Below are 13413 nucleotides of genomic sequence, written 5' to 3'. Positions count from 1 at the left end.
TAACCAATCAGGCTTCCTACTTACAGAATTGAGAAAAGAGGATGTGGAAATGCTCAGTCAAATTCAACGCTTTGGCGGCGCGATGTTCACGCCAGTGCTGCTGTTTCCCTTCGCCGGGATTGTGGTGGGTCTTGCCATCTTGCTGCAAAACCCGATGTTTGTCGGGGAATCACTGACCGATCCGAACAGTTTATTCGCGCAAATCGTACATATTATTGAAGAGGGCGGTTGGACGGTATTCCGTAATATGCCGCTGATTTTTGCTGTCGGTTTACCCATTGGCCTTGCTAAGCAAGCGCAGGGGCGAGCTTGTCTGGCGGTGATGGTGAGTTTCCTGACCTGGAACTATTTCATCAACGCGATGGGAATGACCTGGGGAAGCTACTTCGGCGTCGATTTCACTCAGGACGCGGTGGCAGGTAGCGGTCTGACAATGATGGCCGGGATTAAAACCCTCGATACCAGCATTATCGGCGCAATTATCATTTCCGGCATTGTGACGGCGCTGCATAACCGTCTGTTCGATAAAAAACTGCCGGTGTTTCTCGGCATTTTCCAGGGGACATCTTATGTGGTGATTATCGCCTTCCTGGTGATGATCCCCTGCGCCTGGCTGACGTTGCTCGGCTGGCCAAAAGTACAAATGGGGATTGAATCTCTGCAAGCGTTCCTGCGTTCGGCGGGTGCGCTTGGGGTCTGGGTTTACACCTTCCTCGAACGTATTCTGATCCCAACCGGTTTACACCACTTCATCTACGGACCGTTTATCTTTGGTCCGGCAGCTGTTGAAGGCGGCATTCAGATGTACTGGGCGCAGCATCTGCAAGAGTTCAGTTTGAGCGCCGAGCCGCTGAAATCGTTGTTCCCGGAAGGCGGTTTTGCCCTGCACGGTAACTCAAAAATCTTTGGTGCCGTGGGCATTTCTTTAGCGATGTACTTCACTGCCGCACCGGAAAATCGGGTAAAAGTGGCGGGCTTGCTGATCCCCGCAACCTTAACCGCCATGCTGGTGGGAATTACCGAACCGCTGGAATTTACCTTCCTGTTCATTTCACCGTTGCTGTTTGCGGTACACGCTGTGCTTGCGGCCTCAATGTCGACCGTGATGTACCTCTTTGGTGTGGTGGGCAACATGGGCGGAGGTCTGATTGACCAGGTTTTACCGCAAAACTGGATCCCGATGTTCAGCAACCACGCGGATATGATTTTGACCCAAATCGCCATTGGGTTGTGCTTTAGCCTGCTGTACTTCGTGGTTTTCCGCACCCTGATTCTGCAATTCAACATGTGCACGCCGGGACGTGAAGATGCGGAAGTGAAACTCTACTCAAAAGCCGAATACAAAGCCTCGCGAGGCCAAACCACCGCGGCAGAGCCAAAAAAAGAGCTGGATCAGGCTGCCGGTATCCTGCAAGCCCTGGGCGGGGTCGGCAATATCTCCAGCATCAACAATTGCGCGACGCGTTTACGTATTGCACTGCATGACATGTCACAAACGCTGGATGACGAAGTCTTTAAAAAGCTGGGAGCGCACGGCGTCTTCCGTAGTGGCGATGCCATTCAGGTGATCATTGGTTTGCATGTATCCCAGCTGCGTGAACAGCTCGATAGCTTAATTAATTCTCATCAATCAGCAGAAAATGTTGCCATTACGGAGGCAGTATAATGACCAAATTCTCAGTGGTTGTCGCAGGCGGTGGAAGCACCTTTACGCCAGGCATCGTGTTGATGCTCCTGGCGAATCAGGACCGTTTCCCGCTTCGTGCACTGAAATTTTATGATAACGATGGTGCGCGGCAGGAAGTGATTGCCGAAGCCTGTAAAGTCATCCTTAAAGAAAAAGCGCCGGACATTGCGTTTAGTTACACCAACGATCCTGAAGTGGCATTCAGCGACGTTGATTTTGTCATGGCGCACATCCGCGTCGGCAAATACCCGATGCGCGAACTGGATGAAAAAATCCCGCTGCGCCACGGCGTTGTTGGTCAGGAAACATGCGGACCCGGCGGAATAGCGTACGGCATGCGTTCCATTGGCGGCGTCCTGGAACTGGTGGATTATATGGAAAAATATTCACCAAATGCCTGGATGCTCAACTACTCCAACCCGGCAGCCATTGTCGCAGAAGCCACGCGTCGTCTGCGCCCGAATGCGAAAATCCTCAACATCTGTGACATGCCAATCGGTATTGAAAGCCGGATGGCGCAAATTGTTGGGCTGCAAGATCGCAAACAGATGCGCGTGCGCTACTACGGCCTGAACCACTTTGGCTGGTGGACATCAATTGAAGATTTGCAGGGCAACGACCTGATGCCCCAGCTGCGGCAATATGTCTCTAAGCACGGTTATGTTCCACCGCAGCAAGATACACATACTGAAGCGAGCTGGAACGACACCTATGCAAAAGCGCGGGATGTCCAGGCACTGGACCCGGATACATTGCCGAACACCTATCTGAAATATTATCTCTTCCCGGATTATGTCGTTCAGCATTCCAACCCTGAACATACCCGCGCGAATGAGGTGATGGAGCATCGCGAGAAACAGGTTTTCGATGCTTGCCGCGCCATTACGGCGGCAGGAAATTCAGCAGCGGGCAAGCTGGAAATTGACGAACATGCGTCATACATCGTCGATCTGGCGGCGGCAATTGCCTTCAACACTCAGGAGCGGATGTTGCTGATTGTGCCTAACAACGGGGCAATTCATAACTTTGATGATGAAGCGATGGTCGAGATCCCGTGTCTGGTCGGGCACAACGGACCAGAACCACTGGTGGTCGGCGAGATCCCGCAGTTTCAGAAAGGGTTAATGAGTCAGCAAGTGGCGGTGGAAAAACTGGTCGTGGACGCCTGGGAGCAGCGTTCATATCAGCACCTGTGGCAGGCGATTACGTTGTCGAAAACGGTACCGAGCGCCGCGGTCGCCAAAGCTATTCTGGATGAGTTGCTGGAGGCCAACAAAGCGTACTGGCCAGAGTTACGTTAATTGTGTGGACTGGCATCCGTTGGGTGCTGGTCCGTATTCTTCAGCACAGCTGACGGCGCATAACCAAATTTATTTTTAAAGGCTTTGCTGAAATGAAAGGAGTCGAAGAAGTTGAGCGTATCAGCGACTTCGCCAACCGAGTTTCCTTGTTGTTTTAATAGCGATAGCGCCAGATCCAGACGCGCATCGAGGTAATATTCTTTCGGCGTCTTGCCGGTATAGCGTAAAAACAGACGACGCAACCAGGCTTCGCTACAGGGGATCGTGGCAGCCATATCAGCTACGCTCCAGCGTTGTTGCAGACTGGCATGTAAAGTGGCAATTAAATTTTCAATTTGCCGCCGTTGTGGATCTTTTTTACCGTCTGCGTACATAAGACAAATCCACTGATAAATAATTTTCGTCAGAAAAGCGACTGCCAGATTATTTTTTATTGCTTCTGGTGAAGTTATTAACTCAGCAACTTCGGTGAGTTCCTGATTATAAATTTCGCCATTATAAATAACGCTTTGCTGACCAACGGGAATATCCATCATACTGGTTGGGGTAAATTCCATCCAGTACTGTTCCCATACTAAACCTTCACAGTGATAAGAGTGAATATCCATTGGCTTTAAAAATATAATACAGTTGCCATGCAGTGTTATTTGTTCACCATTCTTTAAAATAATTTTCCCACATCCTTGTACGGTATACACCGCAACCCATGAGTTGGCGATAAGCGGTTTCTTCTTGTCCCGCGGCCAGATCACCCGGTAATGCTCGTCGGCGTAGGTATGCCAGAGCGAGATCAGAGAAATTCCGCTGGAGATCACATTTTCGTTAATCAATAAGGGAATATTGTACGGAGTTTCGTTTTTTACATCCGAACTTTGCAATTTTCCATTCATTTTAATATCCCTCCGGCGAATTATGCTCACAACCTGAACTTAACAGAAAACAATCCGTTCAGGGATACGACGTTTGTATTTTAAGAATCTGACTGCCTGACCCGACGCATTTTACCTCTCCCTATATTCATGCGTCCGGGACATAAACATAAATAAGGGCTATGAGATGAATTCGTTACAAATCTTGAGTTTTGTCGGTTTTACGCTGCTGGTGGCGATCATCACCTGGTGGAAGGTTCGCAAAACAGATACCGGATCGCAACAAGGCTATTTTCTTGCCGGACGTTCACTAAAAGCGCCGGTTATTGCCGCTTCGTTAATGCTAACCAACCTTTCCACGGAACAACTGGTTGGACTTTCCGGGCAGGCCTACAAAAGCGGCATGTCGGTGATGGGCTGGGAAGTCACTTCTGCGGTGACGCTGATCTTCCTCGCGCTAATCTTTTTACCGCGCTATCTGAAGCGTGGCATTGCCACCATCCCCGATTTCCTGGAGGAACGTTATGATAAAACGACGCGTATTATCATCGACTTCTGCTTCCTCATTGCCACCGGTGTCTGCTTTCTGCCGATTGTTCTCTACTCCGGCGCGTTGGCGCTCAACAGCCTGTTTCACGTCGGGGAATCGTTACAAATTTCCCACGGTGCGGCTATCTGGCTATTGGTAATTTTGCTTGGTCTGGCGGGAATTTTGTATGCGGTGATCGGCGGACTGCGCGCAATGGCAGTGGCGGACTCCATCAACGGTATTGGGCTGGTTATTGGCGGGTTGATGGTGCCGATATTTGGCCTGATCGCGATGGGCAAGGGCAGCTTTATGCAGGGCATTGAGCAACTCACCACCGTTCACGCCGAGAAATTAAACTCAGTCGGTGGCCCGACCGATCCCTTGCCGATTGGCGCGGCATTTACCGGTTTGATTCTGGTGAACACCTTTTACTGGTGTACAAATCAGGGCATCGTGCAACGCACGCTGGCGTCAAAAAGCCTGGCGGAAGGGCAAAAGGGGGCGCTGTTAACGGCGGTGCTGAAAATGCTCGACCCGCTGGTACTGGTGCTGCCAGGGTTGATTGCGTTTCATCTGTATCAGGATTTACCTAAAGCCGACATGGCCTACCCGACGCTGGTCAATAACGTTCTGCCAGTGCCACTGGTGGGTTTCTTCGGCGCGGTGTTATTTGGTGCGGTGATCAGTACCTTCAACGGCTTTCTGAATAGCGCCAGTACGTTATTCAGTATGGGTATTTACCGGCGCATCATTAACCAGAATGCCGAGCCGCAGCAGCTGGTCACCGTTGGGCGCAAATTTGGTTTCTTTATCGCCATCGTTTCGGTGCTGGTCGCGCCGTGGATCGCCAACGCGCCGCAGGGGCTGTATAGCTGGATGAAACAGCTCAACGGTATTTACAACGTGCCGCTGGTTACCATCATCATTATGGGCTTTTTCTTCCCGCGCATCCCGGCGCTGGCGGCAAAAGTGGCGATGGGGATTGGCATAATCAGCTACATCACCATCAACTATCTGGTGAAGTTCGACTTCCATTTCCTCTATGTGCTGGCCTGTACGTTCTGCATCAACGTGGTCGTGATGCTGGTGATCGGTTTTATCAAACCGCGCGCCACGCCGTTCACCTTCAAAGATGCGTTTGCGGTGGACATGAAACCGTGGAAAAACGTCAAGATCGCGTCAATTGGCATCCTGTTCGCTATGATTGGCGTCTATGCCGGGCTGGCTGAATTCGGCGGCTACGGTACGCGCTGGTTAGCGATGATCAGTTATTTCATCGCTGCCGTAGTGATTGTCTACCTGATTTTTGACAGCTGGCGGCATCGTCACGACCCAGCCGTAACCTTTACTCCCGACGCGAAGGATAGCCTATGAAACGCCCCAATTTTCTGTTCATCATGACCGATACCCAGGCCACCAATATGGTCGGTTGCTATAGCGGTAAGCCGCTGAATACGCAAAATATTGATAGTCTGGCGGCGGAAAGTATTCGCTTTAATTCCGCCTATACCTGTTCACCGGTTTGTACACCAGCGCGCGCCGGGCTGTTTACCGGTATCTACGCTAACCAGTCCGGCCCGTGGACCAACAACGTCGCGCCGGGCAAAAACATCTCCACTATGGGACGCTACTTTAAGGATGCGGGCTATCACACCTGTTACATCGGCAAATGGCATCTCGACGGTCATGACTATTTCGGCACTGGCGAGTGTCCGCCGGAGTGGGACGCTGATTACTGGTTCGATGGGGCGAACTACCTTAGCGAACTGACGGAAAAAGAGATCAGCCTGTGGCGCAATGGCCTAAACAGCGTTGAGGATTTACAGGCGAACCATATCGACGAAACCTTCACCTGGGCGCATCGCATCAGCAATCGGGCGGTAGATTTTCTGCAACAGCCCGCGCGCGCCGAGGAACCCTTCCTGATGGTGGTTTCGTATGATGAGCCGCATCACCCGTTCACCTGTCCGGTGGAGTATTTAGAGAAATACGCTGATTTTTACTACGAACTTGGCGAGAAATCACAGGATGACCTGGCGAACAAACCGGAACATCACCGCTTATGGGCGCAGGCGATGCCATCGCCAGTCGGTGATGACGGGCTTTATCACCATCCGCTCTATTTTGCCTGCAATGACTTTGTTGATGACCAAATCGGACGGGTCATCAATGCCTTAACGCCAGAGCAACGTGAAAATACGTGGGTCATTTATACCTCCGATCACGGTGAAATGATGGGCGCACATAAGTTGATCAGTAAAGGAGCGGCGATGTATGACGACATCACCCGTATTCCGCTGATCATCCGTTCGCCGCAAGGGGAGCGGCGGCAGGTCGATACGCCAGTCAGTCATATCGATTTACTGCCGACAATGATGGCGCTGGCAGATATTGAAAAACCAGAGATTCTGCCGGGGGAAAATATCCTTGCCGTGAAAGAGCCACGCGGCGTAATGGTGGAATTTAACCGCTACGAGATTGAGCATGACAGCTTTGGCGGTTTTATTCCGGTGCGTTGCTGGGTGACGGATGACTTTAAACTGGTACTCAACCTCTTCACCAGTGATGAACTTTACGATCGCCGTAATGACCTAAATGAAATGCATAATCTGATCGATGATATCCGTTTTGCCGACGTTCGCCGCAAAATGCATGACGCCTTATTGGATTACATGGATAAAATTCGCGATCCGTTCCGCAGTTACCAATGGAGTCTGCGTCCGTGGCGTAAAGATGCACGACCGCGCTGGATGGGGGCGTTTCGTCCACGCCCACAAGATGGCTATTCGCCAGTGGTACGCGACTATGACACCGGCCTACCGACACAAGGGGTGAAGGTGGAAGAGAAAAAACAGAAGTTCTGATGCATTATTGCTGTTCCTGGCCTACTTTTTCGGCGAGGAACAGTTTACAAGGAGCAACAATGAAAATTTCCCGCCTCGGAGAAGCGCCCGATTACCGCTTCTCGCTGGCTAATGAGCGTACTTTTCTGGCGTGGATCCGTACCGCACTAGGATTTCTGGCGGCGGGGGTTGGGCTTGATCAACTTGCGCCAGATTTCGCCACGCCCGTCATTCGCGAACTGCTGGCGTTGTTGTTGTGTCTGTTTTCCGGCGGGTTAGCGATGTATGGCTACCTGCGCTGGTTACGCAATGAAAAAGCGATGCGTCTGAAAGAGGACCTGCCCTACACCAACAGCTTATTAATCATCAGCTTAATATTGATGGTCGTAGCGGTGATCGTTATGGGACTGGTGTTGTATGCCGGATAGCCGCAAAGCCAGACGCATTGCCGACCCAGGGCTGCAGCCGGAGCGTACATCACTGGCGTGGTTTCGTACCATGCTGGGCTACGGCGCGTTGATGGCGTTGGCTATCAAACACAACTGGCACCAGGCGGGCATGTTATTCTGGATTTCGATTGGCATTCTCGCCATTGTGGCGCTGATCCTCTGGCACTACACCCGTAATCGCAATTTAATGGATGTCACGAATAGCGATTTTTCCCAATTTCACGTAGTCCGTGACAAATTTTTGATCTCCCTCGCGGTGTTATCTCTCGCAATACTGTTTGCTGTAACGCATATACATCAACTTATCGTATTTATTGAGAGAGTCGCATGACAGGAAGTCAGGTCATTGATGCTGAAGAGGACAGGCATAAACTGGTTGTAGAGTACAAGGATGCTCTGCAACCTGCCGATTTTTATCACAATTTCAAACAACGGGGTATCCGCTCCGTACAGCTTATTCCCCATCTTGAATTTGATGACCGGGGCGATCTGACGGCCGCTTCGGTGACAGCAGAGCTGTGGGGGAAATTTTTAATTGCCCTGTTCGAGTGTTGGGTACGGGCAGATATCAGTCGTATTTCGATTGAGCTTTTTGACGCCACCCTACAAAAATGGTGTGGCAGCGAAAACCCGCAACCGCGCCGTGGCTGCCAGGCGTGCGACTGGCATCGCCTGTGCCCGCACGCTCGGGAGGAGACGCCAGACAACGTGCTTTGTGCGGGCTATCAGGCGTTTTATTCTTACTCCGCGCCGCATATGCGGGTGATGCGTGATCTGATAAAGCAGCATCGTTCTCCCATGGAGCTGATGACGATGCTGCGGTGACGTGAGCTTAAACGGGCTGCCCCTGATGCGACATCCGCGTCGCCAGCGGTAGCCAGCACAGCACGATCAACAATCCCATTAAGGTCATCAACAACCCCAGGCTGCCCTGACCGGTTTGCGGCAACATCGCAGAGAGCGACGCCAGCACGCCGGAACCAATGTTTTGTAGACCGCCGACCAGCGCGCCAGCCGTGCCCGCCAGGAAAGGGAACGGCTCCATCGCGCCGCTGGTCGCCAGCGGAAACAGCATCCCGGCACCGAAAAAGAACAGCGCGGCGGGAACGAGCAGCGTCCAGACATTCATCACGCCAAACCAGTCGGGGATCCACATTAGCAAGCCAGCCAGCAGGCAGCAGATAACCGACTGCCACATTAACGTGGAGAAGCGTTTATTGGGACGTCCGGCAAACCATGCGCCAAAAAACGCTGCCGGAATCGGCAGAATAAACAAAATACTGACCGTCATACTGCTCAGCCCTAACACCGCGCCCATCAGCACGCCGGAGCAGGCTTCAAAGGCGGCAATCCCGGCCAGACCGCCAATCAGCATCAGCAAATAACAGTTAAAACCGCTGTTACCGAAAAGCGTTTTATAACTGGTAAGCAGGCGCGTGCGCGGTGCGTCGACCGGACGCGTTTCCGGCATCCAGCGGGCCATACTGAAGGTCACACCGGCACAAAGTACCAACAAAAAGAGATAACAGGCGCGCCAGTTCCACATCGTATCCAGCAGACCGCCGATTAGCGGTGCGAGCAACGGACTGACAAGAATTCCCATGTTTAACAGGCTATTAGCATGGCGCAACTGTGTCCGTTCATATAAATCGCGCGGCAAAGTACGCGCCATTACGCCGCCAACGCCGGTGCCCATCCCCTGCATCGCGCTGGCGGCAATCAATACTGTCAAACTGGAGGTCGTGACCGCGACCAGCGTTGCCAGCATAAAAATGGACATTCCGACGAGGATCACCGGTCGGCGACCCACACGGTCGGAAATCGGGCCATAAAACAGCTGTGAGACACCGTAAGTCAGCAGATAAGCGCCCATTACGCTCTGCACCGCCCCTTCACGGACGTTGAGATCGCGCGCCATATCGGCAATAGCTGGAATATAAATGGTTTGCGCCATCTGACCGACGGCCACGAGTAATACCAACATCAATAACAAATTGACGTTTCTATGCCTTTTCATTATCACGGATGCTTTTATAAAAATAATTAGAATAAGTCACTACGCATTCCCATAAATGCGGGAGAGGAATCTATCACATTGATAAATGTTAGCCAGATATACGCCAGGAATGGGGAATTGTTTAGCGGCAGAATATGTAAACAAAAGCGGCAATAAATGTTGCCGGGAGGGATGGTAGGGCGGATAAGATGCATCAGCATTGCATCCGACACCAACCCGCACGCTAAATATGAAAGGGGAGCGGTTACCCGCTCCCCTTTGGTGCGACTTGAATCTGAATTACTTCAGGTATTTCAGAACAGCATCAAGCAGTTGCAGTGCTGCAACAATGAGTTTGAGGATAAGAATGGCGATATCCACCAGGCTCATACGCGTCTCCTGTGGTTCAGGAGCACTGCCAGCTGACGTACCTTTCCGCTGCCTGTTGCCAGCTGTTGTGCACGCGGTATCTCAAGGAGAAACGTTGTGCTTGTTGACATAACACAGTGTGCTCACGCGGGGTTAAGGCGCTGACGGCACCACCCGTTTCAGCCAGGACTTAGTGCGCCGGGTAACGATGCGGCCCCCGCATAACACATTGCGTACAGTGATATTATAGAAGTTTACTGTATAAATAAACAGTAATATTTGGACAAAACGAAAACTGTGATCGATACTCAACTATGTACTAAATACGTCAAAATTCGTGCCGAAATTGCGCGTTCTGCGCGGAACACGTATACTTTCAGTGTTGACATAATACAGTGTGCTTTGCGGTTACCAGCCGCAGGCGACTGACGAAACCTCGCTCCGGCGGGGTTTTTTGTTACCCGCAATTCAGTACAAAACGTGATCAACCCCTCAATTTTCCCTTGCTGAAAAATTTTCCATTGTCTCCCCTGTAAAGCTGTGCTTGTATAAATATTGTTAAACACAAAACCAACAAGGTCCCCAATGACTACTTCCATGTTCAACGCAAAACTACTACCAACTGCGCCATCCGCCGCAGTGGTCGTCGTGCGTGTGGTGGTGGTCGTCGGCAATGCGCCGTAGGGACTGGAACAACACACGATTCCAAAACCCCGCCGGCGCAAACCGGGCGGGGTTTTTCGTTTAAGCACCTCCCGGAAAGTCGGCCCAGAAGAAAAGGACTGGAGCATGGCAAGTTCGGGCACAACATCGACGCGTAAGCGCTTTACCGGCGCAGAATTTATCGTTCATTTCCTGGAACAGCAGGGCATTAAGATTGTGACGGGCATTCCGGGCGGTTCTATCCTGCCTGTTTACGATGCCTTAAGCCAAAGCACGCAAATCCGCCATATTCTGGCTCGCCATGAACAGGGAGCGGGGTTTATCGCTCAGGGAATGGCGCGCACCGACGGTAAACCGGCGGTCTGTATGGCCTGTAGCGGACCGGGTGCGACTAACCTGGTGACCGCCATTGCCGATGCGCGGCTGGATTCCATCCCGCTGATTTGCATCACCGGTCAGGTTCCTGCCTCGATGATCGGCACCGACGCCTTCCAGGAAGTGGACACCTACGGCATCTCTATCCCCATCACCAAACACAACTATCTGGTCAGACATATCGAAGAGCTCCCACAGGTCATGAGCGACGCCTTTCGTATTGCGCAATCAGGCCGCCCTGGCCCGGTGTGGATAGACATTCCTAAGGATGTGCAAACGGCGGTTTTTGAGATTGAAGCACAGGCCGCTATGGCAGAAAAAGCTGCCGCGCCTGCGTTTAGTGAAGAGAGTATTCGTGACGCAGCTGCAATGATTAACGCCGCCAAACGCCCGGTGCTTTATCTGGGCGGCGGTGTGATCAATGCGCCCGCACGGGTGCGTGAACTGGCAGAGAAAGCGCAATTGCCAACTACCATGACCTTAATGGCGCTGGGCATGCTGCCAAAAGCGCATCCGCTGTCGCTGGGTATGCTGGGGATGCACGGCGTGCGCAGCACCAACTATATACTGCAGGAGGCGGATCTGCTGATTGTTCTCGGTGCGCGTTTTGATGACCGGGCGATTGGCAAAACCGAGCAGTTCTGCCCGAATGCGAAAATCATTCATGTCGATATCGACCGTGCAGAGCTGGGCAAAATCAAGCAACCGCACGTAGCGATTCAGGCGGATGTTGATGACGTGCTGGCGCAATTGATCCCGCAGGTGGAAGCGCAACCGCGTGCAGAGTGGCACCAGTTGGTGGCGGATTTGCAGCGCGAATTCCCGTGTCCAATCCCGAAAGCGTGCGATCCGTTAACGCATTACGGCCTGATCAACGCTGTTGCCGCCTGTGTCGATGACAATGCGATTATCACCACCGACGTGGGTCAGCATCAGATGTGGACCGCGCAAGCCTATCCGCTCAATCGCCCGCGCCAGTGGCTGACCTCCGGCGGGCTGGGCACGATGGGCTTTGGCCTGCCTGCGGCGATTGGCGCGGCGCTGGCGAACCCGGATCGCAAAGTGTTGTGTTTCTCCGGCGACGGCAGCCTGATGATGAATATTCAGGAGATGGCGACCGCCAGTGAAAATCAGCTGGATGTCAAAATCATTCTGATGAACAACGAAGCGCTGGGGCTGGTACATCAGCAACAGAGTCTGTTCTACAAGCAGGGCGTTTTTGCCGCTACCTATCCGGGAAAAATCAACTTTATGCAGATTGCCGCCGGATTCGGCCTCGAAACCTGTGATTTGAATAACGAAACCGATCCGCAGGCTGCATTACAGGAAATCATCAATCGCCCTGGTCCGGCGCTGATCCATGTGCGTATTGATGCCGAAGAAAAAGTGTACCCGATGGTGCCGCCAGGTGCGGCGAATACTGAAATGGTGGGGGAATAAGCCATGCAAAACACAACTCATGACAACGTGATTCTGGAACTCACCGTTCGCAACCATCCGGGCGTAATGACCCACGTTTGTGGCCTTTTTGCCCGTCGCGCTTTTAACGTTGAAGGCATTCTCTGCCTGCCGATTCAGGACAGCGACAAAAGCCACATCTGGCTACTGGTCAATGACGACCAGCGTCTGGAGCAGATGATAAGCCAAATCGATAAGCTGGAAGATGTGGTGAAAGTGCAGCGTAATCAGTCTGATCCGACAATGTTTAACAAGATCGCGGTGTTTTTTCAGTAAGGAGCGACATTAAACCGCCCGGGGGGGTACTGATGAGCGATTTTTGATAGATCCGTTCAGATATATAGGGTGAAATTGTGCCAGAGACCATCTCAGGCACAATTTATTAGCCCTGAATGTTAATTTAAGTCGCTGCACCGGTAATTTGGGGGTTAACAGTTAGGGCTAAAATTTCCAGCGATGGTGTTAAATTCTGATTGCTGTCTATACCAATAGTCATGACCAGCATTCTATTAATTAATGGTTCATCGTGAGGTATATTATGGCAAGCCCTATAATCAGCGGAACAATGATGTCAAATCCCTGCCCTTCCACTTTTTTGGATAAAAATATAAATATCGCTGCTGAGCTTGATATTACAAAAAACGAGAAAAAATATTCACCTGGCAGTAATTTCGCAAAATGGATGTTACAGGAAATAAAGCGCTTAATACTAAATATCATGTCCGGTTCTCGCAGTGTTAATACCGAAATTCTTGACTATTTCCACCCTATGCCAGGCACGGAAAATAATGGTAATCGTACCTGGATGGCGGCAACTGGAGAGAACGAATATACCGTGATTGAACAAACAGGTGACAAATCCTTTAATGTTATA

At 51.6% G+C, this 13413-nt stretch carries 14 protein-coding genes; 11 read left to right on the top strand and 3 right to left on the bottom strand.

Features of this window, described 5'->3' with window-relative positions; translation table 11 throughout:
- Positions 1–49: 49 nt before the first annotated feature.
- Positions 50–1666, top strand: a complete 1617-nt coding sequence (locus tag ACJHWR_RS16090) for a PTS sugar transporter subunit IIB (RefSeq protein ID WP_000952122.1) — start codon at positions 50–52, stop codon at positions 1664–1666.
- Positions 1666–2988: a 6-phospho-alpha-glucosidase gene (locus ACJHWR_RS16085; RefSeq protein WP_000160091.1), complete on the top strand. Its 1323-nt coding sequence runs from the start codon at positions 1666–1668 to the stop codon at positions 2986–2988. Before ACJHWR_RS16090 ends, ACJHWR_RS16085 begins: the two co-directional genes overlap by 1 nt.
- Here ACJHWR_RS16085 and ACJHWR_RS16080 read toward each other — a convergent pair.
- Positions 2985–3878, bottom strand: coding sequence for a helix-turn-helix transcriptional regulator (locus ACJHWR_RS16080; protein ID WP_012311585.1), 894 nt, complete (start codon positions 3876–3878; stop codon positions 2985–2987). The two genes, ACJHWR_RS16085 and ACJHWR_RS16080, sit on opposite strands and share 4 nt — an antisense overlap.
- A 166-nt stretch (positions 3879–4044) precedes the next feature.
- On the opposite strand from ACJHWR_RS16080, the gene ACJHWR_RS16075 reads away from it, so the two are divergent.
- From ACJHWR_RS16075 to ACJHWR_RS16055, 5 genes are read left to right on the top strand one after another with little or no spacing between them, the layout of a single operon-like run.
- Positions 4045–5760: a solute:sodium symporter family transporter gene (locus ACJHWR_RS16075; RefSeq protein WP_001087115.1), complete on the top strand. Its 1716-nt coding sequence runs from the start codon at positions 4045–4047 to the stop codon at positions 5758–5760.
- The gene (locus ACJHWR_RS16070; RefSeq protein ID WP_000828515.1) at positions 5757–7250 is read left to right on the top strand and encodes a sulfatase-like hydrolase/transferase; all 1494 of its coding nucleotides are present in this window, start codon (positions 5757–5759) and stop codon (positions 7248–7250) included. The genes ACJHWR_RS16075 and ACJHWR_RS16070 overlap by 4 nt, the downstream gene beginning before the upstream one ends.
- A 59-nt stretch (positions 7251–7309) precedes the next feature.
- The gene (locus ACJHWR_RS16065) at positions 7310–7657 is read left to right on the top strand and encodes a YidH family protein (RefSeq protein ID WP_000703959.1); all 348 of its coding nucleotides are present in this window, start codon (positions 7310–7312) and stop codon (positions 7655–7657) included.
- Positions 7647–8009 (top strand): DUF202 domain-containing protein, encoded by a 363-nt coding sequence (locus ACJHWR_RS16060; RefSeq protein WP_001113432.1) that lies wholly within the window; start codon positions 7647–7649, stop codon positions 8007–8009. The genes ACJHWR_RS16065 and ACJHWR_RS16060 overlap by 11 nt, the downstream gene beginning before the upstream one ends.
- A complete protein-coding gene (locus tag ACJHWR_RS16055; RefSeq protein WP_000148045.1) occupies positions 8006–8503 on the top strand; it encodes a radical SAM protein in 498 nt (165 codons plus the stop codon). The genes ACJHWR_RS16060 and ACJHWR_RS16055 overlap by 4 nt, the downstream gene beginning before the upstream one ends.
- 7 nt (positions 8504–8510) lie before the next feature.
- Here the strand turns inward: ACJHWR_RS16055 and emrD are convergent, their stop codons facing one another.
- Positions 8511–9695, bottom strand: a complete 1185-nt coding sequence (gene emrD / locus ACJHWR_RS16050; RefSeq protein ID WP_001306726.1) for a multidrug efflux MFS transporter EmrD — start codon at positions 9693–9695, stop codon at positions 8511–8513.
- Between the two features lie 81 nt (positions 9696–9776).
- Between emrD and ysdE the strand changes: the two genes are divergently transcribed.
- On the top strand, positions 9777–9851 hold the full coding sequence (gene ysdE, locus ACJHWR_RS16045; protein WP_211180519.1) for a protein YsdE: 75 nt from the start codon (positions 9777–9779) through the stop codon (positions 9849–9851).
- A 123-nt stretch (positions 9852–9974) separates the two neighbouring features.
- On the opposite strand, the gene tisB is transcribed toward ysdE, so the two are convergent.
- Positions 9975–10064 carry a type I toxin-antitoxin system toxin TisB gene (gene tisB, locus ACJHWR_RS16040; protein ID WP_000060506.1) on the bottom strand — a complete coding sequence of 30 codons (90 nt, stop codon included), beginning with the start codon at positions 10062–10064 and terminating at the stop codon, positions 9975–9977.
- A gap of 564 nt (positions 10065–10628) precedes the next feature.
- Between tisB and ivbL the strand changes: the two genes are divergently transcribed.
- The 3 genes from ivbL to ilvN all read left to right on the top strand — a co-directional run bounded on the left by ivbL (position 10629) and on the right by ilvN (position 12815).
- Positions 10629–10727: an ilvB operon leader peptide IvbL gene (gene ivbL / locus ACJHWR_RS16035; RefSeq protein ID WP_001312198.1), complete on the top strand. Its 99-nt coding sequence runs from the start codon at positions 10629–10631 to the stop codon at positions 10725–10727.
- A gap of 105 nt (positions 10728–10832) precedes the next feature.
- Complete coding sequence (gene ilvB / locus ACJHWR_RS16030; RefSeq protein ID WP_023142146.1) at positions 10833–12521, top strand: acetolactate synthase large subunit; 1689 nt, start codon at positions 10833–10835, stop codon at positions 12519–12521.
- 3 nt (positions 12522–12524) lie between these two features.
- Positions 12525–12815: an acetolactate synthase small subunit gene (gene ilvN / locus ACJHWR_RS16025; RefSeq protein ID WP_001181706.1), complete on the top strand. Its 291-nt coding sequence runs from the start codon at positions 12525–12527 to the stop codon at positions 12813–12815.
- The last annotated feature ends 598 nt before the right edge of the window (positions 12816–13413 follow it).

The organism is Escherichia sp. WS568 (genome assembly GCF_046486085.1).
Lineage (GTDB): Bacteria > Pseudomonadota > Gammaproteobacteria > Enterobacterales > Enterobacteriaceae > Escherichia > Escherichia coli.
Note: the sequence above shows the minus strand (reverse complement) of the source record. Positions and strands in the feature narration are given on the sequence as shown.

What these genes read in the sequence shown, in the direction of transcription:
- ACJHWR_RS16070 (WP_000828515.1), top strand. Translation starts at nt 5,757, where the DNA reads ATGAAACGCCCCAATTTTCTGTTCATCATGACCGATACCCAGGCCACC.
- ACJHWR_RS16080 (WP_012311585.1), bottom strand. Translation starts at nt 3,878, where the DNA reads ATGAATGGAAAATTGCAAAGTTCGGATGTAAAAAACGAAACTCCGTAC.
- emrD (WP_001306726.1), bottom strand. Translation starts at nt 9,695, where the DNA reads ATGAAAAGGCATAGAAACGTCAATTTGTTATTGATGTTGGTATTACTC.
- ACJHWR_RS16090 (WP_000952122.1), top strand. Translation starts at nt 50, where the DNA reads ATGCTCAGTCAAATTCAACGCTTTGGCGGCGCGATGTTCACGCCAGTG.
- ACJHWR_RS16065 (WP_000703959.1), top strand. Translation starts at nt 7,310, where the DNA reads ATGAAAATTTCCCGCCTCGGAGAAGCGCCCGATTACCGCTTCTCGCTG.
- ACJHWR_RS16075 (WP_001087115.1), top strand. Translation starts at nt 4,045, where the DNA reads ATGAATTCGTTACAAATCTTGAGTTTTGTCGGTTTTACGCTGCTGGTG.
- ilvB (WP_023142146.1), top strand. Translation starts at nt 10,833, where the DNA reads ATGGCAAGTTCGGGCACAACATCGACGCGTAAGCGCTTTACCGGCGCA.
- ACJHWR_RS16085 (WP_000160091.1), top strand. Translation starts at nt 1,666, where the DNA reads ATGACCAAATTCTCAGTGGTTGTCGCAGGCGGTGGAAGCACCTTTACG.
- ilvN (WP_001181706.1), top strand. Translation starts at nt 12,525, where the DNA reads ATGCAAAACACAACTCATGACAACGTGATTCTGGAACTCACCGTTCGC.
- tisB (WP_000060506.1), bottom strand. Translation starts at nt 10,064, where the DNA reads ATGAGCCTGGTGGATATCGCCATTCTTATCCTCAAACTCATTGTTGCA.
- ACJHWR_RS16055 (WP_000148045.1), top strand. Translation starts at nt 8,006, where the DNA reads ATGACAGGAAGTCAGGTCATTGATGCTGAAGAGGACAGGCATAAACTG.
- ivbL (WP_001312198.1), top strand. Translation starts at nt 10,629, where the DNA reads ATGACTACTTCCATGTTCAACGCAAAACTACTACCAACTGCGCCATCC.
- ACJHWR_RS16060 (WP_001113432.1), top strand. Translation starts at nt 7,647, where the DNA reads ATGCCGGATAGCCGCAAAGCCAGACGCATTGCCGACCCAGGGCTGCAG.